This window comes from Azospirillum sp. P4_B5 (genome assembly GCF_056402275.1).
Genome location: NZ_JBFUHT010000033.1, coordinates 62,708 through 84,875, shown reverse-complemented (window position 1 = coordinate 84,875; position 22,168 = coordinate 62,708). Strand labels below are relative to the sequence as shown.

The following is a 22,168-nucleotide window of genomic DNA, read 5'->3' as shown; positions in this document are numbered from 1 at the left end:
CGCCGTTCCTGACGAATCCTCCGCCGGAGACATCCCGATGAGCGAACCAAGCAAGCCGCAGGGACGCAAGTTCCAACTGCCCGAGCACCTGAAGGAATACAAGGGCATCTGGGTGATCGTGGAGCAGGAGCGCGGCTCCGTCCATTCCGTGTCGTGGGAGCTGGTGGGCGAAGCCCGCAAGCTCGCCGACAAGCTGGGGGTCGAGGTGGGGGCCGTGGTCCTGGGCGCCGACAGCCCGGAACTGAACGCCATCTGCGGCGACGCCTTCACCTACGGCGCCGACGTCGTCTACAAGGTGACCGACCCGGTCCTGGCCGACTACCGCACCGATCCCTACACGCGGGTGATGACCGACGTGGTCAACACCTACAAGCCGGAGATCGTGCTGCTGGGCGCCACCACGCTGGGCCGCGACCTCGCCGGCGCCATCGCCACCACGCTCGCCACCGGCCTGACCGCCGACTGCACCGAGCTTGATATCTACATGGACAACCGCTCGCTGGCGGCCACCCGCCCGACCTTCGGCGGCACGCTGCTCTGCACCATCCAGACGCTGGCCTACCGGCCGCAGATGGCCACGGTGCGGCCGCGCGTGATGTCGATGCCCGACCGCGACGACAGCCGCACCGGCCGCGTGGTCGAGGTGTTCCCGAACCTGCGTGAGACCGACGTCATCACCAAGGTGCTGAGCTTCATCGCCGACCGCGAGCAGAACGAGGCGCAGCTCGCCTTCGCCGACATCATCGTCGCGGCGGGCAAGGGGCTGGGCAAGCCGGAGAACCTGAAGCTGGTCTTCGACCTCGCCAAGGTTCTGGGCGGCGAGGTCGGGGTGACCCGTCCGCTGGTCCAGGCCGGCTGGACCGGCTTCGACCGTCAGGTCGGGCAGACCGGCAAGACGGTGCGCCCGAAGCTCTACATCGCCGCCGGCATCTCCGGCGCCATCCAGCACCGGGTCGGCATGGAGAAGTCCGACCTGATCCTGGCCATCAACACCGACCCCAACGCGCCGATCTTCGACTTCGCCCATCTCGGGCTGGTCGGCGACGCGCTGACCATCCTGCCGGCCCTGACCGACGCTTTCGGCAAGCGCCTCTCGGTCAACCGGCTGGCCGGCTAAGCAACCGGACGAACAGGAGCCACAAGGACCATGGTCGAAAAGTTCGACGCCATCGTCATCGGTGCCGGCCCGTCCGGCAACGCGGCGGCCTACACGCTGGCCAAGCAGGGCCTCAACGTTCTTCAGCTCGAGCGCGGGGAGTATCCCGGCGCCAAGAACGTCCAGGGCGGCATCATGTACGCCGCCGAGCTGGAGAAGATCATCCCGGACTTCCGCGAGGATTGCCCGACCGAGCGCCACATCATCGAACAGCGCATCTGGCTGCTCGGTGACGACAACTACATCGGCACCAACTACCGGTCGGAGGCTTTCAACAGCGACAAGCCGAACCGCTACACGATCATCCGCGCCAACATCGACAAGTGGTTTTCCGAGAAGATCCGCGAGGCCGGCGGCCTGCAGATCTGCGAGACCACCGTGACGGAGCTGATCCGTGACGCCTCGGGCAAGGTCATCGGCGTGCGCACCGACCGCGAGGGCGGCGAGATCCACGCCGACGTGGTCATCATGGCCGACGGCGTCAACGCCCTGCTCGCCCGCCGCACCGGCTTCCAGCAGGAGCTGGCGCCGCAGAACGTCGCGCTGGCCGTCAAGGAAATCCTGTTCATCGATCCCGAGCTGATCCAGCAGCGCTTCGGCCTGAAGGACGAGGAGGGCGTGGTTATCGAGATCATGGGCAAGGTGACCAAGGGCATGGTCGGCACGGCGTTCCTCTACACCAACAAGGAATCGCTGACGATCGGCATCGGCTGCCTGATCTCCGACTTCAAGGAGGGCGCCATCCCGCCCTACAAGATGCTGGAGGACCTGAAGAACCACCCCGTCATCAAGCCGCTGATCGAAGGGGCGGAGATGAAGGAATACGCCGCCCACATGATCCCCGAGGGCGGCTACAAGGCGGTTCCGCAGCTCTACGGCGACGGCTGGATGGTGGTCGGCGACGCCGCCCACTTCAACAACGCCGCCCACCGCGAGGGCTCCAACCTCGCCATGGCGTCGGGCCGCATGGCCGCGGAGACGGTGATCGAGCTGAAGCAGGCCGGCAAGCCCTACAACGCCGCCAACCTCGCCGGCTACAAGAAGAAGCTGGACGACAGCTTCATCATGAAGGACCTGAAGAAGTACCGGAACCTGCCGGGCATCATGCACGAGAACAAGCAGTTCTTCGGCGCCTACCCCGACACGCTGACCGCCGCCGCCCACAGCTGGTTCACCGTGGACAGCGTGGACAAGAAGACGAAGGAGAAGGAGATCATGAAGTCCTTCGTCAAGAAGCGCTCGATCATGGGTCTGGTCGGCGACGCAATCAAGCTGGTGAGGGCCGTGCGATGAGCATCGTGGTCAAGATCGAAGAGAAGCTGTACCAGAACCGCTACATCGTCGACGAGAGCCGGCCGCACATCCAGATCCGCAACGACGCGGTCTGCAAGTCCTGCGAGTCCCAGGCCTGCACCGTCTGCTGCCCGGCGGCCTGCTACAGCAAGAACGAGACCGGCAGCGTGACGCTGGCCACCGACGGCTGCCTGGAATGCGGCACCTGCCGCGTGGTCTGCCAGGACAAGGAAAATATTCAGTGGGACTACCCGCGGGGCGGCTACGGCATCAGTTATAAGTTTGGTTGAGGAACGCACCGGCAGTCCTACGGCCTTCGCCGCTGGTCCGCCGGTCGTCTCCCTCTCCTATCCGCCATGACTGGAACCCCTTCCCGCTCCGCGGGGAGGGGTTTTCTTCGTTGCACGGTTATCTCGCCGCCCCCGCCCAAATTTTCCGCCCGCCCGATGGATGCGGAAGGGACGGACGCTGCACATATCCGTTGTATCGAGACCTGCGAAACGAGGGAGACGGAACATGCAGCTTCGTGTCTGCTTCGAGAACATGAAGTCGGTCAACGTCAACGACGCGTCCATGATGCGGCATTATGCCGAAAGCTATCTCGCTGATTTCCGGCCAGAATGGGCGGGCTTCATCATGCTGCCGCACGACGAGACCCAGCGCGCCACGATGGAGCCGGCTTGGCAGATGCTGATCCGCAACGCCACGCCGGACATGGAACGCCGTCTGCTGGAGTATGTCCGGGGCAATCCGATGGCCGCCTACCATGTGCACATCTACCGCCGCGATCACGGGAACGAGGTCAAGGTCCACTGACGCCCGAGGGGTTGAAGACGAGGCACCGCCCGTAAACACCCACCGGATGTTCGGACAGGGCCCGGATCGCGCGGCCGGTTGTGCAGAGCAAAAGCAAGGAATCGCCGTCCGCGCCCATCCCGCGGACGGCGATTTTTTCGTTCCATCCACGCCTGACGCTTCTGAAACCCGCACCATCGCACGACGATGGGAAACAGCGGGTGCCTGTCGAAATCCGCGGGAAGTCTGCAATGCACCTCTCCATCAAAGTCCTTCTTCTTGTGGTTCTGAACCTGCTCGGCCTTCTGCTCGCCGTCAGCGACGTCGTCGGGCTGCGCGCGCTCAACATGGCGAACGCCGATCTGCGGTCGGTGCATGACGACCGGGTGCTGCCGCTGCGCAACCTGAAGATCATCTCGGACGCCTACGCCGTCTTCATCGTCGACGCCTCGCACAAGGCCCGCAACGGCAACTTCACCTGGGACGAGAGCCTGGCGTCCACCCGCAAGGCGAAGGAGGACATACGGTCGCACTGGTCCGCCTATCTGGCCAACACGCTCAACGCCGAGGAACAGGCGCTCGTCGATCAGATCAAGCCGGACATGGCCAAGGCCGACATCCTGATCGAGCGGCTGATCGGCATCCTGTTGGACAAGGACGGCCGCGCGTTGGACGGCTTCGTCCGAAAGGAGCTGTACCAGACCATCGATCCCGTCACCGACCGCATCGGCCTGCTGATCGACCTCCAGGTGCGCGTCGCCGGCGAGAACTACGAGGCGGCCCAGAAGACCCACGGCACCGCCAGCACGACCGCCTGGACGCTGCTGGCGGTCGGCATCGCCATGGTGCTGCTGGGCGTGATGATTGTGGTCCGCCGGGTCACCGGCCCGGTGGGGCGCCTGACCGCCGCCATGCGGCGAATCGCCGACGGCGACTATGCCGAAGCCGTGCCGGGCAGCGACGGGCGTGACGAGATCGGCGCGATGGCCCGCGCGGTGGAGGTGTTCAAGGCCAACGGGCTGGAAAATCATCGCATGCGCCAGGAACAGGAACGCCAGCGGGAGCAGGCCGAGATCGCCAAGCGCGACGCGCTGGAGAACATGGCCCAGACGGTGGAGCGCGAAACCCGCAACGCCGTGGACCGGGTGGCCGAGCGCACCGGGCAGATGGAAGGCAACGCCGCGGCCATGGCCCGGTCGGCGGACGCCGTCGGGGCGAACAGCCAGTCGGTGGCCGCCGCCGCGGAACAGGCCCTGCGCAACGCCCAGACCGTCGCCGCCGCCTCGGAGGAGCTGGCCGCCTCGATCCGCGAGATCGGCACACAGGTGGCGCAGGCCAGCAGCATCACCCGCATTGCCGTGGAGAAGGGCGACCAGGCGCGCGGCACCATCCAGTCGCTGTCCAACGCCGTGCAGAAGATTGGCGACGTCGCCCAGCTCATTCAGACGATCGCCAGCCAGACCAATCTTCTGGCGCTGAACGCCACAATCGAGGCCGCCCGTGCCGGAGAGGCCGGCAAGGGCTTCGCCGTGGTGGCGAGCGAGGTGAAGAATCTGGCGAACCAGACCGCGCAGGCGACGGAGGACATCGCCACCCAGATCGGCGAGATCCAGGCCGCGACCGGCGGGGCCGTGGTCGCCGTCTCCACCATCACCGACAGCATAACCGAGGTCGATCAGGTGGCCGCCGCCATCGCCGCCGCGATGGAGGAACAGGCCGCCGCGACCCAGGAGATCAGCCGGAACGTCAACCAGACCGCCGACGCCGCGCGCGAGGTCTCCCGCCGCATCGCCGAGGTCTCCAGCGAGGCGAAGGCCACCGGCGACCGCGCCGCCGCCGTGCGCGTCATCGCCGACGACGTCTCGGGAAGCATCGACGAGCTGCGCGGCATCCTGGTCCGGGTCGTCCGCACCTCGATGAGCGAGGTGGACCGCCGCCGCGAGGCCCGCTATGCGGTGGAACTGCCCGCCCGCGCCGACACCCCCGCCGGCAACCGGATCTGCCGCCTGCACAACCTGTCCTCCAGCGGCGCCGCGCTGCAGGTGTGGGATGGCGCCACGAACGGCGCGCGCGGCACGCTGCACATCGACGGCTTCGGCATGCCCCTGCCCTTCACCGTCGTGACGGTCGAGGCCCAGAGCTGCCACATCCGTTTCGAGCTGCCGGACGAGGCGAAGGCCGGATTTGAGCAGAGGTTCAACGCGTTGGTCCGCGACCGCGCCCTGCGGCCAATAGCCGCTTGAGGAGCCGCTTGATCGACTGATTGGGCCGGCGCCGGTTCGCTAAGCCGGCGCCATGCCATGAATGTACGCGGCGGCGCGGCCAAGTTCATGGTCGACGCGGGCGACCAGCGAACCGATGCCGTCCAGCCGCCGCTCCACACAGGACAGTTCGATGGCATCGCTCGCCATGGCGAGATCGCGCGCGCCCACCGTGCGGGAGGACCCCGCCAGCTTGTGGGCGGCCTGACGCACGCCGTCCCAATCCTCCGCCTCATGGGCGGCCACCAGACGGTCGCGGCTGGCGCTGTTGGAGACGATGAACTCCTGCAGCAGTTGCCCGACGAACTCCATGTCCCCGTCGAACAGGGTCGCCAGGACCCCCACATCGATGGGTGGCGCGTCGGGGCGGGAGTCCGGCGTCGCGACGGATGCCGAGGGAACCGGCGCCGGTTCGGACGCGGACATGGACGGCAAGTGGCGGTCCAGCAAGCGGCGCAGCTGGCCGATCTCCACCGGCTTCGACACGGCGTCGTCCATCCCCGCGGACAGACAGCGCTGCGCCTCGCCGGCCATGGCGTTGGCTGTGACCGCGATGATGGGCAGGCGGGGACGACCGCCCGCCGCCTCCTCGGCACGGATCAGCCGGGTCAGCTCGAAGCCGTCCATCTCCGGCATCTGGCAGTCGGTCAGCAGCAGCGCGTAATTCCCGTCACGCCACAGGGCCAGCGCCTGGACGCCATCCTCCGCCAAGTCCACCGTCTGGCCGAGCAGGGCGAGCTGCCGCTGGATGACCTGCCGGTTGGTCGGATGGTCCTCGGCCACCAGGATGCGGGGTGGAGACGCCCCTCCACCCTCCGCCAAAGAAACCGCCGTCGGTCCGGGATGCCCCGCATCGGTTTCGACCGCCGGCCCGCGACCCGCGGCGGCGAGCACGGCGCGCACCAGATGGCCGCGGCGCACCGGTCGGGCCAGCCCGACCGCGTCGATCAAGGCGCCCCGCCCCCCCAGCAGCACCCGCCCGCGCGCCAGCCCAGGCGCTGCGGTGTCCAGCGCCTGCAAATCCGCTTCCGAAGTGGTGAGCACGACGTCGCAGGGCGCCCCCGGCGGCAGGGCCTGCATCCCCGCCGCCGCGTCCGGCGCGTCCAGCAGAACGGCACCGTCGGTGTTCAGGTAGCGGGCGAGGAACCGCCGCTCCTCCGCGTCGGCGGCCAGGAGCAGCACCGACAGCCCGGCCAGCGGCGGAGCCCCGACGCCCGCGGCGTCGCGGTCCGGGGCAAGATCGGCGGTGAAGGTGAACCAGAAGGTGGAGCCCCGGCCCGGTTCGCTCGCCACCCCGACCTCGCCGCCCATCAGCTCGGCCAGTCGACGGCAGATCGACAGCCCCAGCCCGGTCCCGCCGAAGCGACGGGTGGTCGAGGCCTCCGCCTGGGTGAAGGGGTCGAAGAGCTGGGCCTGGGCTTCCGTGGCGATGCCGATTCCGGTGTCGGTCACGGTGATCCGGATCGTCGCCCGCCCGTCCTCGAACCGCGCCAGCTCGGCCCGGATGCGCACCGAGCCGGAGGGGGTGAACTTCACCGCGTTGCCGGCGATGTTGAACAGCACCTGCCGGATGCGCACCGAATCGCCCATGACCAGTGGCGGCAGATCGGGATCGACGTAGGTGACCAGCGCCAGATCCTTCTGCCGCGCTGCCGGGGCCAGCGTCTCGGCCACGCCCTCCACCACCGCGGACAGCGACACCGGAGCGTGCTCCAGGTCCAGCCGCCCGGCCTCGATCTTCGAGAAGTCCAGGATGTCGTTGATGATGGTCAGCAGCGCCCCAGCCGAATCGCGGACGACGGAAACCAGCTCCTGCTGCTCGGGGGTCAGCGGCGTGTATTCCAGCAGCTCCAGCATGCCCTGGACGCCGTTCATCGGGGTGCGGATCTCGTGGCTCATGGTCGCCAGGAACAACGACTTGGCTTGGTTGGCGGCCTCCGCCTCCGCCCTTGCGGCCTCCGCCGCCTCGGTCGCGGCGACCAGTTCGCGGGTCCGGTCGGCCACCTGGCTCTCCAGGTTGCGGTTCAGCGCGGTCAGTTCCTCGTACAGATGCACGTTGTCGAAGCCGACCGCGACCTTGGAGCAGAAGACCTCCAGCAGCCGCCGTTCGTCCTCCGTCAGGGGGCGCCGGTGGTTGATGTGGAACACCGTGTCGTGGTGCCGCGAGGTGGAGCGGAAGACCAGCAGGCTGCGCTCCCGCTCATAGCGGTTCCGCCCGTCGGCCAGCGCCTGCGTCACCGCCTCCGCCGCCTCCGCCGGCAGGGCGGCGCGCACCGGCTTGCCCTCCGCCGCCGCGTGGATGCCGCCGGCCCCGAGCACCAGCGGGTCGCGCGCGGCACCACCGGTCTCCTCCTCGGTCCAGCGGCTGCACAGGGCGATGCCGTCGCAGGGCGGGCAGATCTCGGCAATCTTCGACACCGCGCCGCGGACGAACTCCGCCATGGTCCGCTTGTCGAGCAGGGCGGAGGAGGCGTCCAGGATGCGCTCAAGCCCCCGGCGGTGGTCCTCGATGGCGGTGATATCCTGATAGCCGCGCAGGGCGGCGACGACCGAGGTGAACAGCTTCTGCGCCGTCAGCTCCGTCTTCGATTTGTAGTCGTTGATGTCGTAGTTCAGGATGACGTCGCGTTCCGGCGCCTGCCCCGGCTGACCGGTGCGCAGGATGATGCGCACGCGCCGGTTGTTCAACTCGCTGCGGATCATGCGCACCAGCCGCAGGCCGGCGTCGTCCGACTCCATGACCACGTCCAGAAGCACCACGGCGATGGCCGGATTCTGCTCCAGCAGGCTGCGCGCCTCCGCCGCGGTACCAGCGGACAGGAACTGCGCCGGGCGGCCTTCGAAGGTGAAGCCGCGCAACACCATCTTGGTGGTCGCGTGGATCGCCGGATCGTCGTCGACGATCAGGATGATCCAGGGATCGGCGGGCTCCGGCGCCGCTTCCTTCGCCGTTTCGGCCTCGATACCCGGCTCGTCGTCGGCGAAAAGAAACTCGTCGCTCATCGAACTCCCTCCGCGCCACCCGCAGCCTCCGGTCGCGGGAGGATATCACAGGGCCGCCGCGCGTGAACATGCCACTGCGGCCCGCCGCAACCCTTCATCGGCAAGGCACCGCGGACGATGACAACCCCAGACTGCGCCCAGCCCGGCCCGTTCCGTCAACCGCCGTGCTCGCCGCCCCCGGAGTCGGCGTTGCAGAAGCGACGCAGCGCGTCCAGGTCGGCGACGGACACTGTCCCGCCCTGCGTCTCCACCCCCACCCCGCGCAGCTTCGCCAGCGCCCGGGAGAAGGTTTCCGGCTGCATGCCGAGGCGCCGCGCGACCAGCGCCTTGTCGAAGGGCAGCGCGAAGCTGGTGGCGCCACCGCCCTCCGGGCAGAAGCGCAGCAGGAAACTGCCGACCCGCTGGGCGGTCGGCTGGACCTGCAATTGCTCGATCTGCTGGACGAGGTGGCGCAGCCGCACCGACAGGGACCCCAGCATGGCGAAGGCGATCTGGTCGTCCTCGCGCAGGCAGCGGGCGAAGCCCTCCGCCGTCAGGGTCATGACGCGCGACTCGGCGACCGCCTCCGCGCAGACCGGGAACTTGCCGCTGGCGAACATGGCGGCCTCGGCGAAGGTCTCGCCGGGGGCGACGATGGTCACCACCGCCTCCGCCCCGTCGCGGGTCAGCCGGTAGAGCTTTACCCAACCGTCGAGCAGCGCGAAGAAGCGGTCGGCATCCTCGTCCTGAACGAACAGGGTGGTGCCGCGGGGCACCGTGCGCACTTGCGCGGTGCTGACGAGAAGCTCCAGCGACCGGTCGGGCAGACGCCCGAACAGCGCATTGGACCGCAGCGTCGCGGCGTCCTGGGGCCGGAAGCCCGGCGGATCGTTCCTCATGCCTTCCCTCACCTCTTCACCCTCCCCCACAGTCTCGGCCGGGATGCCCGGCGGACGGGACATCCGTCGCACCGGCGATTGCCATTCCGCGCCGTCGACAAGCCCCCGACACCGCCGTGTCCCGGGACCCGCAGGTCCATGCCGCCCGGGCAATGTCGCAGCATGCACAAGGTTTGGGCAAGATGGGGATTCGCCGCAACGATGCGGGAACCTTGGGCGACGGCATCAGAGGCCCGAAAACGAACCGGGGCGCCTCCTTGCGGAAGCGCCCCGGCCGTTCTTCAGAGACTGAAGACGGCTTAGCGGTACTCGACCTTGCCGGCCTCCGGACCCTTCTGGCCCTGGCGGACGGTCACGCGCACCTGATCGCCTTCCTGGAGCGACTGCATGCCGGAGCGACGCAGAACGTTCACGTGGACGAAGACGTCCTTGCCGCCGGTGCTCGGCGTGATGAAGCCGAAGCCCTTGTCGGCGTTGAACCACTTGACGGTGCCGTCGACCTCTTCGCCGCCGGCGTCRTTGCCCCAGCCGCCGCGGTCGTAACCGCCGCCGCCGCCGCCGTAGCCGCCACGGTCATAGCCGCCGCCGCCAAAGCCGCCGCCAGCGCCCGCGCGGGCCGGACGGGCCGGCGCGCGGGACGCGGTGGACGTGTCCACGGATTGAATGGAAGCAACCTGCGGACCCTTCGGGCCGCGGGCGAGGTCGCAAACGATGGTAGCGCCTTCGTCGAGCGCGTCATAGCCGGCGGCCTGAACCGCGGAGACGTGCAGGAAGGCATCGGGCGAACCGTCCTCGGGGGACACGAAGCCGAACCCCTTGGTGGGGTTGAACCACTTCACAGTGGCGGTGACGTTGGCCTTGGTGATCTCGGGAGCGCGGTAGCCCTGGCGGGGCGGGCGGTCGAACATGTGTCTTCAAGCTCATAAAGGATGCCGAATTATCTTTGTCACAGGGTACGAGCCATCCGTCAAGCACGCCAAAGGCCAGACGACCCTTCCTGCGACATTCGGCCAGGGGGAAACGCGTCCATTCGGAAGGGGTACCGGTCCCGAAGACGCCCGGTGCCGACTCCGCCCGGCTGTGGGCCACCGCGTCCGCCCCGCCCCTGGAGCGGAGGAGATTTCTTTCGCCAATTGAACAGCTTAAGACATTTTCCACGGCGTTCCGCGGGGCGCACGCCGCACAGCGGGACCAGCGCCGCAAACCCCGCGCGCATACGCTTGTGACAAAATCCCGACATGGTTGTCTTCCGCCAAGGGTCATAGAGGCGACAGCCATTCCCCCAGTTTCGTCCAGCGCCGCCGCCCCTGCGTCCCGCGCACCGCCATGGCGAGCGCGCGGCGCTGACCGAGCATGATCACCAGCCGTTTTCCCCGCGTCACGCCGGTATAGATCAGGTTGCGATGGAGCATCGTGTAATGCTGGGTCACCACCGGGATGACGACCACCGGGTATTCGGACCCCTGGCTCTTGTGGATCGTCGTCGCATAGGCGAGGACGATCTCGTCCAATTCTCCAAAATCATAGGTCACCGGGCGCCCGTCGAAGGCGGCGGTCAACGTCCCTTCTTCGGCATCGACCGCGGATACGATGCCGAGGTCGCCGTTGTAGACCTCCTTGTCGTAGTTGTTTTCGACCTGCATGACCTTGTCGCCGGGACCGAAGGTCCAGCCGAATCGCTCGACTCGGGACTCGCCCGGCGGGTTCAGCACCTTCTGCAATTCGATGTTCAGAGACCGCGCGCCGAGACCGCCGCGATTCATCGGGCAGAGGATCTGAACGTCGCGCACCGGGTCGGCGCCGAACCGGCGGGGAATGCGGTCGCGCACCATCTCGATCAGCTTGGCCACACCGGCCTCTGGAGTCGCCGCCTCGACGAAGTAGAAGTCGCTGTCCTCCCCGGCCTTCGGCGTCTCCGGCATCCGGCCGGCGTTGATGCGGTGGGCGTTGACGATGATGCGGCTGGTCGCCGCCTGCCGGAAGATCTCGGTCAGCCGCACCACCGGCACCGCGCCGGAGCCGATCACGTCCCCCAGCACCTGCCCCGGCCCGACCGAGGGCAACTGGTCCACGTCGCCGACCAGCAGCAGCGCGGCCCGCCCCGGCACGGCGCGCAGCAGGGCGTTCATCAGCGGCACGTCGACCATGCTGGTCTCGTCCACCACCAGCAGGTCGCACTCCAGCGGGTTGGTCTCGTCGCGCTTGAAACCGCCGGCCTGCGGGTCGGTCTCCAGCAGGCGGTGGATGGTCCGCGCCTCCATGCCGGTGCTCTCGCTCAGCCGCTTGGCAGCCCGGCCGGTCGGGGCGGCCAGCGCGATCGACACGCCCTTGGCCTTCAGCATGGTCAGGATGCTGTTCACCAGCGTCGTCTTGCCCACCCCCGGCCCGCCGGTGATCACCAGCAGCTTCGACGTCGCCGCCTGACGCAGCGCCTCCCGCTGACCCTCGGCCAGCGTGATGCCGGCCTTCGCCTCCACCCAGGGGATGGCCTTCTCCGCGTCGATCTCCGGCCAGGGCACGGGTCCACCGGCCAGCCGGCGCAGCCGCTCGGCGATGGCCCGCTCCGCCCGGTGCAGGCTCGCCAGGAACAGGCAGGGCTCGCCGCCCAGGCTGTCGGCGACCACCGCGCCGTCCTGCCGTTCCAGCTCCGCCGCCGTTTCCAGGATCGAGGCGTCGATCTCCAGCAGCTTCACGGCCATGGGGATCAGCTCGGCCACCGGCACGCCGCAATGGCCCTGGTCGGTCGCCTCGGCCAGGGCGTAGCCGATGCCGGCCCGCGCCCGGATCATCGCGGTCTTCTCGATGCCCAGCTTGGCGGCCACGGCGTCCGCCGTCTTGAAGCCGATGCCGCGGATGTCGCGGGCCAGCCGGTAGGGGTTCTCGGTGATCAGCCGGATGGCGTCCGGCCCGTAGGTCTTGAAGATTCGCACGGCGCGCGAGGTGCCGACCCCGTGGCTGTGCAGGAAGATCATGATCTCGCGGATCACCTTCTGGTCGGCCCAGCCGGCGATGATGCGCTGCGCCCGCTTCGGCCCGATGCCGGTGACCTGCCGCAGGCGGTCCGGCTCCTGCTCGATCACGTCGAACACGGCCTCGCCGAAGGCCTTGACCATCTTCTTCGCGTAGACTGGCCCGATGCCGCGGATCAGGCCGGAGCCGAGATACTTCTCGATCCCCTCGACCGTGGTCGGCGGGGTGGCGCGCAGGAAGTCGGCCTTGAACTGGAGCCCGTGGTTGCGGTCGTTCACCCAGGCCCCGCTGGCCTGGACGAACTCCCCCGCGCCGATGGTCGCGGCATGGCCGACCACGGTGACGAGGTCGCGCTGCCCGCGCACCTTCAGCCGCAGCACGCAGAATCCCGTCTCCGGGCTGTGGAAGGTCACCCGTTCCACCAGACCCGACAGCGGTTCCCGCAAGGGCGCGCCCGCGGCGGGGGATGCATGACCGGATATGCTCATGCTCCCCAACATAGGCCGCGCCGGGCCATTGGGGGAGTTCCTCATGTCACCATTCCGCGCCGTCAATTCGGGGGAAGACCGGAGCGCCGCGAATGTGTACTTTGTCGCGCGAAGCCCACGCCGGAGCCGCACCGAAGGAACGGCACCGCGCGCGGGCTTGCGGTGAAAAAAACGTCAGCCAAAGAACGACAAACCGAAAAACCGCGGTGTCTACGACTTCGGAAGGAAAGAGCAGCAATGGTGACGGAACGCATTCAGGTTGGCGGCTTGCAAGTTGCCACGGAGCTTCACCGCTTCATCGAGAACGAAGCCCTGCCGGGCACCGGCGTGACGCCGGAGCAATTCTGGTCGGGCCTTGACGCGATCCTCCACGATCTGGCCCCGCGCAACCGCGCGCTGCTGGCCAAGCGGGACCAACTCCAGGCCCAGATCGACGAGTGGTACCGCGGCCGCCGCGGGCAGCCGCTGGACCGCGCGGCCCACACCGAATTCCTCAAGGAGATCGGCTATCTCCTGCCGGAAGGCCCGGACTTCGCCGTGACGACGGAGAACGTCGATCCGGAGATCTCCACGACCGCCGGTCCGCAGCTCGTCGTGCCGGTGATGAACGCCCGCTACGCGCTGAACGCCGCCAACGCCCGCTGGGGCAGCCTGTACGACGCGCTCTACGGCACCGACGCCATCCCCGACACGGACGGGGCGGAGCGCACCGCCGGCTACAACCCGAAGCGCGGCGAGAAGGTCATCGCCTTCGCCCGCGACGTGCTGGACCGCGCCGCCCCGCTGTCCGACGGGTCGCACGCCGACGCCGCCGGCTACACGGTGGACAACGGCCGCCTCGTCGTCGCGCTGAAGGACGGCCGCAGCACGGGTCTGGCCGAGCCGGAACGGCTGGTCGGCTACACCGGCGAGCCGTCCGCCCCGACCGCCGTCCTGCTGGCCGACAACGGCCTGCACATGGAAATCCGCATCGACCGCAGCCACCCGATCGGCAAGACCGACGCGGCGGGCGTCGCCGACCTCGTGCTCGAATCCGCCCTGACCACCATCCAGGACTGCGAGGACTCCGTCGCCGCCGTGGATGCCGAGGACAAGGTGCTGGCCTACCGCAACTGGCTGGGCCTGATGACCGGAACTCTGACCGCCAGCTTTCCCAAGGGCAGCGGCACGGTGGAGCGCCGGCTGAACCCCGACCGCAGCTACACCAGCCGGAACGGCGAGACGATCACGTTGCCGGGCCGCAGCCTGATGCTGATCCGCAACGTCGGCCATCTGATGACCAACAGCGCGGTCCTGCTGAAGGACGGCAGCGAGGCGCCGGAGGGCATCCTCGACGGCATGATCACCTCGCTGATCGCGCTGCACGATGTCAAGGGCGCCCGCCTCAACAGCCGCGCCGGCTCGGTCTACATCGTGAAGCCGAAGATGCACGGGCCGGAGGAGGTCGCCTTCGCGGACGAGCTGTTCGCCCGCGTCGAGGACGCGCTGGGCATCGCGCGCAACACGCTGAAGATGGGCATCATGGACGAGGAGCGCCGCACCACGGTGAACCTCAAGGAGTGCATCCGCGCTGCAGCGGCGCGCGTGGTGTTCATCAACACCGGCTTCCTCGACCGCACCGGCGACGAGATGCACACCGCCATGGAAGCCGGCCCGATGATCCGCAAGAACGACATGAAGTCGTCCGCCTGGATCAAGGCCTATGAGGACTGGAACGTCGACACCGGCCTGCTCTGCGGGCTCAAGGGCCACGCCCAGATCGGCAAGGGCATGTGGGCGATGCCCGACCGCATGGCCGACATGCTGGCCGCCAAGGTCGCCCACCCGCAGGCCGGCGCCAACACCGCCTGGGTGCCCTCGCCCACCGCCGCCACGCTGCACGCCCTGCACTATCATCAGGTCAACGTCGCCGCCCGCCAGGAGGAACTGGCCCGCCGCGAGCGCGCCAGCCTGGACGCCATCCTGACCATCCCGCTGGCCGACCGCCCCAACTGGTCGGAGGAGGAGATCCAGCAGGAGCTGGACAACAACGCCCAGGGCATCCTCGGCTACGTGGTGCGCTGGATCGACCAGGGCGTCGGCTGCTCCAAGGTGCCGGATATCAACAACGTCGGGCTGATGGAGGACCGCGCCACGCTGCGCATCTCCAGCCAGCACATCGCCAACTGGCTGCTCCACGGCATCACCACCGAGGCGCAGGTCATGGAGACGATGAAGCGCATGGCCGCCGTGGTGGACAAGCAGAACGCCGGCGACCCGCTCTACCGCCCGATGGCCGCCGACTTCGACGGCAGCGTCGCCTTCCGGGCCGCCTGCGACCTCGTCTTCAAGGGCCGCGAGCAGCCGAACGGCTACACCGAGCCGGTGCTGCACCGCCGCCGCATCGAGGCCAAGGCGAAGGCCGCCGGCTAAACCGACACGCCATCCGGCGCGCATCGAAGGCCCTTCCCCCGTTCGCGGGGGAGGGCCTTTTTCTTTGCGTGAAGCAACAAAATCACCAGAACCTGGACATAAAATCAGGCGCTCAGGTTGCAAATTCCATACATTCGAGCACAAATAAAACCGGAACCTCCGCACAATATTCTTTCGAACGAATCCTCGTTTCTAAACGTCCAATCATCGTGCATAGCCCGCTCACGCGGACTACAGACCTTATTCATAAGGCGAGCGCACATCAGGGCTTCGTAATAGGATCAACGGTAAACTTGATTCCAAGTTTGATTGGATGAATTGTCCATTCGACTCATCCGATGGCGGCAAGTCCGCGGCAGCAATATATGGAATGGAGCATTGTTATGAATTTCTTGCACGCCATGACCATCAAACGAAAGACAACACTGGTCTCTGTGTTTGTTTTTGTCGTCATGGCGATCGCAACATTCCTCGTCGGGACCGAAACGTCGTGGCAGGAACGGCACCTGTCCCATGTCCGCCAGACCGCCGACGAGGTGAGCCGCAAGGTGGTGCCGCTGAGCGAGCTGATCGCCAACATCCGTTACGACGTGGCGCAGGTGCAGCAGTGGTTGACCGACGTGTCCGCGACGCGCGGGCTGGACGGGCTGGACGACGGGCCGGCGAAGGCGGACGAGCACGCGAGGGCCTTCGCCTGGCATGCCGAGAGCGCCCATGCCATCGCGCGCGAGCTGGGGCTGACGGAGATGGTGCGGAGCATCGCCGCCACCCAGGCCGCCTTCCCCCCCTTCTATGAACTGGGCCAGCGCATGTCCCGCGCCTACGTCGACGGCGGCCCGGCGGCGGGGAACGCCATGATGGGGCAATTCGACGCGGTGGCCGAGAGCATGGACAAGGAGATGGAGCGGCTCCTCTCCACCATGGAGGAGGTGCGCGGTGAACGGCTGAACGGCCTCAACGCGGCGGTCACCGACATCGAAGCCTCCGCCGCCACACTGAAGACCCTGCTGGTCACGACAGCCACGGTCACGCTCCTTCTGATCGCCGCCTCCATCCTCTTCCTGCGGCGGGCCGTGGTCGGGCCGATCGACCGGATGCGGCTGACCATGACCGGCATGGCCGCCGGCAACCTGCGAACGGAGGTCGGTTTCGAGGGGCGCGGCGACGAGATCGGCCAGATGGCCGATGCCGTGCGCGTCTTCCGCGAAGCCGGCTTGGAAAACGAACGCCTGCGCGCCGAACAGGAACGCGCCCGCGCGGCCGGCGAGGAGGAGCGGCGCCAGGCCCTGGCCGCCATGGCCGACACGGTGGAGCGCGAAACCCGCACCGCCGTGGAGCAGGTCGCCCGGCACGCCGAACAGATGGCCAGCAACGCCGAGGCGATGGCCGCATCCGCCGGAATGGTCAGCGACAACTCCCAGACCGTCGCCGCCGCGGCGAACCAGGCGCTGGCGAACGCCCAGACCGTCGCCGCCGCCGCCAACGAACTGTCCGCCTCCATCCAGGAGATCGGCCGGCAGGTGACGGCGTCGGTGTCGGTGACCGGACAGGCCGTGGAGAAGGCCGGCTCCGCCAGCGCGATCATCGGGCATCTGTCGGAGGCGGTCGAGCGCATCGGCGCCGTCGCCCGCCTGATCGGCGACATCGCCAGCCAGACCAACCTGCTGGCGCTGAACGCGACCATCGAAGCCGCCCGCGCCGGCGAGGCCGGCAGGGGCTTCGCGGTGGTGGCGCAGGAGGTCAAGAACCTCGCCAACCAGACCGCCCGCTCGACCGAGGAGATCGCCACGCTGATCACCGACGTGCAATCGGTCACCAAGCAGGCCGTGGACCGGGTGGGCGAGGTCGCCGCGACCATCGATCAGGTTTCCGACATCTCCTCGTCGATCGCCGCGGCGGTGGAGGAGCAGGACGCCGCCACCCGGGAAATCGCCCGCACCGTCAACGAGACCAGCCACGCCGCCCAGGAGGTGTCCAGCCGCATCGCCCTGGTGTCCGAGGAGGCCAACCAGACCGGCGAACGGGCCGACGGCATGCGCGCCGGTGCCGGGGACGTGGCGCGGAGCATCGACGACCTGCAGAGCGTCCTGGTGCGCGTGGTCCGCACCGCGACCAGCGACGTCGACCGCCGCCGCAAGCCCCGCTTCCAGGTCGACCTGCCCTGCACCATCGACGGCGCCGTCGCCGGTACGGACTGCAAGGCGCGGATCGCCAACCTGTCGTCCGGCGGCGCGATGATCGTGGACGCGCCGATGATGACGGTGGGCACTCCCGGCACCCTGCGCGCGCCCGGCCTGTCCTGCCCCGTGCCCTTCACGGTGAAGTCCTGCGAGCCGGGACAGCTGCACGTGAAGTTCCGCCTGCCGGAGGCCGACCAGCCGGCGCTGGACCGCGATCTGGCGACCCTGACGCGCGGCAGGACACCGGACCGCAGCGCGGCGTGACGCACAAGGCCGCTAGGCTCTTGCCCTCCGCGGCAAGGGCCGGTCTTCCGGCAGGGAGCCAAAGCCCAGATATGGCGAAGGCCGGAAACCCGTCTGGGTTCCGGCCTTCGAGGATGGTGGGCGCGACAGGGATTGAACCTGTGACCCCTACGATGTCAACGTAGTGCTCTCCCGCTGAGCTACGCGCCCATCCGTGTCGCCGGTCGGTTCGGGGTTCGGCATCCGTCTTGCGTCCCGTCCGGCGTGGGCGTGGGGTGTACCATCATCCCGGAGGTCTGGCAAGCCCGGATTTCACTTTTTTGCCGCCGCATACGAACCGCATCCGATTTTTCCGCCGAGGGGACACCACGCGCCTCACATCTGTCGGGGGGCGAGCGGGACGGTGCGTGACAGAGCCGCCCGTGTCCACTACATCACATGCCATGGATGCTTCCGTCGACGCCGCCACACCGGAGCCGGCCTTCGAACTTCTGGCCCCGGACGAACAGACCAAGCCACTGGTGCTGGCCTCGCCGCACAGCGGCAACCGCTATCCGGCCGAATTCCTGGCGGCGGCACGGCTCGACCCGCGCGCGTTGCGCAAATCGGAAGACTGCTTCGTCGACGAGATCTTCGCGGGCGCCCCGGCGCTGGGCATCCCGCTGATCCGCGCGCTGTTCCCCCGCGCCTTCCTGGACGTCAACCGCGAAGCCTACGAGCTGGACCCGGAGATGTTCGCCGACCCTCTGCCCCCCTACGTCAACACCCGCTCGCCGCGCGTGGCCGCCGGACTGGGCACCATCGCGCGCGTGGTCGCCAACGGAGAGGACATCTACCGCGGCAAGCTGCGCTTCGCCGAAGCGGTGCGGCGGGTGGAGCAGTGCTACACCCCCTATCACACCGCGCTGCGCCGTCTGATCGAGGACACCCGCGCCCGGTTTGGCCATGCGGTGCTGATCGACTGCCATTCCATGCCATCCCCCGGTCTGGGCGACCGCGACAACCGGCGCAGCGACATCGTGCTGGGGGATTGTTTCGGCAATTCCTGCGCCCCCTCGGTCACCGAGACGGCGGAGCGGTTCCTGCGCGGTCTGGGCTACACGGTCAGCCGCAACGCGCCCTATGCCGGCGGCTACACCACCCGCCATTACGGGCGCCCGCGCCAGGGCATCCACGTGCTCCAGATCGAGATCAGCCGCGACCTCTACATGGACGAGGCCACGCTGTCGCGCCTGCCCTTTCTGACCGTCCTGACCCGGCACATGCACGAGATGGTGGACAACATCGCCCACCTGCCTCCCAACCCCCTTGCCCCGCGCTGAACAGCCCTTCGCGCACCGGGCCGCGCAAAAAAAGGCCGGGGCAAGAGCCCCGGCCCGAGTCTAGGGAGGAAGTGCGACGAGGGGCCGGAAAACCGCGGAATCCCGCCAAGTTGACAGATTTCAAGGTCGTGAGAGGCTAGCCCCAGCATACAGGGCCGGCATACAGCCGGCGTGCCGGGGAGGCGGGGATGGCTGACTACGTGATCGAGATTGGTGGGCGGCTCTACTACCAACGCCGCATCCCCGCCAGCCTCCGGGATCACCCCGAACTCCGCCGCATGAAGAACGGGATGATCAAAATCGCGTTGGGATTGTCGGCATCGGAACGCTCCAAGGCTCGGAGCAAGGTGAGCATCATCAACGGCGAGGTGGAGAAACGGTTCGAGTCGTACCGGCGGGAATTGCATCGTGAGCCCCGGTGGATCGAGGATATGACCGTCGAGCAGATCCACGACGCCATCATCGGCGGCTTGGCCTACACCGACTTCGGCAACGAGCGACCCCAAACGCCCGCCGAGTTCCTCGACAGCGTCCTGCGGGCGAGAAACATGCAGGTACCGCCCAGCCTCGCGGCCAAGATCCAGCACGCCGTCCCGGCCGTTGCGGCTCTGGAGGAGTACGCCAGCCTCGGCAACCCTTTCAACGGCAGCACGCCCACTTACTATATGACGGCCGGGGCGGTGAAGCGGATGTACGAGCAGTGGTCGCCGCCTCCCAAGCCGCGTCGGGCGGCCGGTCTCGGTGAACTGATCCGACAGTACTTGGCCGAACCGAAGCGGAAGTCGATGGACATGAACGCCCGCCGCGGGTACGGCGTGGCGTTTGCCTTTCTGACCGATGTGCTGGGTGAATTTCGTGATGTCTCTACGGTTGGCCGGGAAGACATCAAGCGGGTCAGAGAGGTCATCTTGTCGATGATCCCGCGGGCGAAGTCGTATCCGGAGTTCCGAGACCTGAAGTATCAGGAAATCGCCGCCATCCTGGACACCCGCCGTGAGGACGACGATTCCATTCCGACCTTGAAGGCTTCCGTCACGAACAAGTACCTGAACCGCATCACAGCCCTTTTCCGGTACGCCGTCACCGAAACCTACCTGACCGCGACACCCGCCGACGACCTCTCCATTCCGGCCAGCGAAAGCCGGCGAACGTCCTTCACCCTTCCGCAACTGCGGGCACTGTTCACCGCGGAGTACCGGCTGGACGGATTGAACTGGCTTCCGGTCCTATCCCTGTTCCAGGGGTGCCGGGCGAACGAGCTTGCCCAGTTGGACGTGACTGACGTGATACAGGAGAGCGAGCATTGGTGCCTCCGGATCACCGACCAATCCGAGTTTTCAGACGGCCAGGACAAAGACAAGACCATCAAAACCGCCGCTTCGCGACGCGTAATCCCGCTCCACCGGCGGGTGGTGAACCTGGGTTTCATCGAGTACGTCCATCAGCGGAAGCAGGACGGCTTTCGGAAGGTCTTCCCGGCCTCGAAGTACAGCAGCGGAAACTATTGGGACAGCATCCGCGACGATGTCTACGATCTCCTGGACCGGGCGGGAGTTCGCACTGACACCACGACGTACCACAGTTTCGCCACACCTGGAACCAAGCCATGATCGAAGCCCAGGCCAATGAGATCGCCCGCAAGCGGCTTGGCGGCTGGGCTCAGCCGGCCCATCCCGCCGACAAAACCTACGCCCGCTCCATCTCGATCCCGTACATGGCCCAGGAGTTGAACCGCATCGACTTCGACCTGCCAATCAAGCCACCACCGGGCTGAACTGGCAGTGCACTGGACGGTCGTCACGCCAGCCTAGGGTCGGCGGTTGCCGCCGACGGCTGAAGCGATGCTTGTACGCCACCTCTCCTCTTCAACCCTCTGTACCAGTTTGCACTCTTGGGGTAGACTTCACCGTGCTGGAGGGAACCGTGGCAACGCCGGACGACATCGACGCTGAACTTACGCTGGAGATTGACGGCCAGAGCGTGACCCCGGAGAAATTCCTCAAGGGGGTGCGGGCGTTCTTCGGCGTGCTGTCATCGATCACGAAGGAAGCCTGCGACAACGATCAACCAGTGAAGTGGTTGGTGCAGGTCAAGGCCGGCAGCAATCTCGTGGGGATCGAGCCAGCAGCCGGTGCTCCGCCGAACATTGTGGCGGCCATCACCGGACGGGTGCTGTCCAGCATCAAGGCTTTGGAGTTCGGCACCGACGATCTGGAGGATCTCCCAGAGGCGGGTCTTCGACACCTGCGGGATCTCGGGTCCGTGGTTGGTCTCAAAGAGGGGGATGACACCACCGTCCGAGTATGGCGGAGGAAAGAACCTGTTGGTATCAGCCACAGGACGGTGGCTACAGCAGTCGATCTCCTGAGGGCCGCGTACGAGGACCATGGGTCAATCGAGGGCACCCTTGAAATGGCGACCGTCCGGGGGAGCCAACACTTCGTCATCTACGAGCCAGTCTCAGACCGGCCAATTCGCTGCTACGTGGGCGATCACCAATTCGAACAAGCTCTATCGTGCTTCCGGAAGCGGGTGGAAGTCTACGGCATGATCCGGTACCGGCCAGACGGGATGCCGACCGGCATTAAGGTCGAAGAGATCGTCCCGTTTCCCGATCCGGAGCAACTCCCTCACTTCCGCAAGGTCCGCGGCATCCTGAGGAACTATGAATGAGTAGGGCCAAGCTCTATTGGGATTCGGACTGCTTCCTTGGCTACCTGCTCGCCGAGGAGGACAAGGTGGGTCTCTGTGAAGCCGTCCTCCAGGAGGCCAGCGAGGGCCGTGTGCTGATCGTCACGTCGGCGTTGACGATCACAGAGGTCCTGAACCTCAAAGGGCGTCCGCCGGTTCCGAAAGAGAACAAGAACAAGGTCCTGAACCTGTTCCGAAGCGAGTACATCGCCGTGCGGGGGGTCACCAGGAAGGTGGCTGAACTCGCACGGGAGGTTGTCTGGGAGAATGGAATCAAACCGAAGGATTCCATCCATATCGCGACCGCTCTTGATGCGGGCCTGAACGAGTTCAACACCTTCGACGGCGAACTTCTGAAAAAGAGCAGCTGGGTCGTGAGCCCAAGCAAGTTGCTCATATGCAGGCCGCGGGGACCCGTGCAACCGCGGTTGCCGTTCGACAAGGTTCTTGAAGACACCAGCGTTCAGTAATCCACA

The 22,168-nt window shown here is 67.2% G+C and carries 16 protein-coding genes and 1 tRNA gene; 12 read left to right on the top strand and 5 right to left on the bottom strand.

Going from position 1 to position 22,168, the window contains the following annotated elements; genetic code table 11:
- The first annotated feature begins 37 nt into the window (after positions 1–37).
- The 5 genes from AC1DVI_RS22695 to AC1DVI_RS22675 all read left to right on the top strand — a co-directional run bounded on the left by AC1DVI_RS22695 (position 38) and on the right by AC1DVI_RS22675 (position 5,487).
- On the top strand, positions 38–1,117 hold the full coding sequence (locus AC1DVI_RS22695; RefSeq protein ID WP_137102558.1) for an electron transfer flavoprotein subunit alpha/FixB family protein: 1,080 nt from the start codon (positions 38–40) through the stop codon (positions 1,115–1,117).
- A 30-nt stretch (positions 1,118–1,147) separates the two neighbouring features.
- Positions 1,148–2,449, top strand: a complete 1,302-nt coding sequence (locus tag AC1DVI_RS22690) for an FAD-dependent oxidoreductase (RefSeq protein WP_476959888.1) — start codon at positions 1,148–1,150, stop codon at positions 2,447–2,449.
- Entirely contained in the window at positions 2,446–2,739 is a 294-nt protein-coding gene (locus AC1DVI_RS22685; RefSeq protein WP_014239763.1) for a ferredoxin family protein, read from the top strand. The genes AC1DVI_RS22690 and AC1DVI_RS22685 overlap by 4 nt, the downstream gene beginning before the upstream one ends.
- A 226-nt stretch (positions 2,740–2,965) precedes the next feature.
- A complete protein-coding gene (locus AC1DVI_RS22680; protein WP_145622447.1) occupies positions 2,966–3,265 on the top strand; it encodes a hypothetical protein in 300 nt (99 codons plus the stop codon).
- Positions 3,266–3,495: 230 nt separating this feature from the next.
- Entirely contained in the window at positions 3,496–5,487 is a 1,992-nt protein-coding gene (locus tag AC1DVI_RS22675) for a methyl-accepting chemotaxis protein (protein ID WP_476959887.1), read from the top strand.
- A 39-nt stretch (positions 5,488–5,526) separates the two neighbouring features.
- On the opposite strand, the gene AC1DVI_RS22670 is transcribed toward AC1DVI_RS22675, so the two are convergent.
- From AC1DVI_RS22670 to recD2, 4 genes are all read right to left on the bottom strand, one after another.
- Positions 5,527–8,508 (bottom strand): DUF3369 domain-containing protein, encoded by a 2,982-nt coding sequence (locus AC1DVI_RS22670; protein ID WP_476959886.1) that lies wholly within the window; start codon positions 8,506–8,508, stop codon positions 5,527–5,529.
- A gap of 155 nt (positions 8,509–8,663) precedes the next feature.
- Entirely contained in the window at positions 8,664–9,386 is a 723-nt protein-coding gene (locus tag AC1DVI_RS22665; RefSeq protein WP_476959885.1) for a Crp/Fnr family transcriptional regulator, read from the bottom strand.
- Positions 9,387–9,685: 299 nt separating this feature from the next.
- Positions 9,686–10,294 (bottom strand): cold-shock protein, encoded by a 609-nt coding sequence (locus AC1DVI_RS22660; protein WP_476959884.1) that lies wholly within the window; start codon positions 10,292–10,294, stop codon positions 9,686–9,688.
- A gap of 351 nt (positions 10,295–10,645) precedes the next feature.
- Positions 10,646–12,844 carry an SF1B family DNA helicase RecD2 gene (recD2, locus tag AC1DVI_RS22655; protein WP_476959883.1) on the bottom strand — a complete coding sequence of 733 codons (2,199 nt, stop codon included), beginning with the start codon at positions 12,842–12,844 and terminating at the stop codon, positions 10,646–10,648.
- Positions 12,845–13,084: 240 nt separating this feature from the next.
- Between recD2 and AC1DVI_RS22650 the strand changes: the two genes are divergently transcribed.
- Together AC1DVI_RS22650 and AC1DVI_RS22645 are read left to right on the top strand one after the other, a co-directional pair.
- On the top strand, positions 13,085–15,256 hold the full coding sequence (locus tag AC1DVI_RS22650) for a malate synthase G (protein ID WP_476959959.1): 2,172 nt from the start codon (positions 13,085–13,087) through the stop codon (positions 15,254–15,256).
- A 452-nt stretch (positions 15,257–15,708) separates the two neighbouring features.
- The gene (locus AC1DVI_RS22645; RefSeq protein ID WP_476959882.1) at positions 15,709–17,700 is read left to right on the top strand and encodes a methyl-accepting chemotaxis protein; all 1,992 of its coding nucleotides are present in this window, start codon (positions 15,709–15,711) and stop codon (positions 17,698–17,700) included.
- Positions 17,701–17,814: 114 nt separating this feature from the next.
- Here the strand turns inward: AC1DVI_RS22645 and AC1DVI_RS22640 are convergent.
- Positions 17,815–17,889: transfer RNA gene (locus tag AC1DVI_RS22640), tRNA-Val, on the bottom strand.
- Between the two features lie 233 nt (positions 17,890–18,122).
- Between AC1DVI_RS22640 and AC1DVI_RS22635 the strand changes: the two genes are divergently transcribed.
- The 5 genes from AC1DVI_RS22635 to AC1DVI_RS22615 all read left to right on the top strand — a co-directional run bounded on the left by AC1DVI_RS22635 (position 18,123) and on the right by AC1DVI_RS22615 (position 22,162).
- Positions 18,123–19,001, top strand: coding sequence for an N-formylglutamate amidohydrolase (locus AC1DVI_RS22635; RefSeq protein WP_476959881.1), 879 nt, complete (start codon positions 18,123–18,125; stop codon positions 18,999–19,001).
- 188 nt (positions 19,002–19,189) lie between these two features.
- Positions 19,190–20,611: a site-specific integrase gene (locus AC1DVI_RS22630; RefSeq protein ID WP_476959880.1), complete on the top strand. Its 1,422-nt coding sequence runs from the start codon at positions 19,190–19,192 to the stop codon at positions 20,609–20,611.
- Entirely contained in the window at positions 20,608–20,775 is a 168-nt protein-coding gene (locus AC1DVI_RS22625) for a hypothetical protein (protein ID WP_476959879.1), read from the top strand. The genes AC1DVI_RS22630 and AC1DVI_RS22625 overlap by 4 nt, the downstream gene beginning before the upstream one ends.
- A gap of 149 nt (positions 20,776–20,924) precedes the next feature.
- A complete protein-coding gene (locus AC1DVI_RS22620; RefSeq protein WP_476959878.1) occupies positions 20,925–21,674 on the top strand; it encodes a hypothetical protein in 750 nt (249 codons plus the stop codon).
- Positions 21,671–22,162: a type II toxin-antitoxin system VapC family toxin gene (locus AC1DVI_RS22615; protein WP_476959877.1), complete on the top strand. Its 492-nt coding sequence runs from the start codon at positions 21,671–21,673 to the stop codon at positions 22,160–22,162. Before AC1DVI_RS22620 ends, AC1DVI_RS22615 begins: the two co-directional genes overlap by 4 nt.
- Positions 22,163–22,168: the final 6 nt, after the last annotated feature.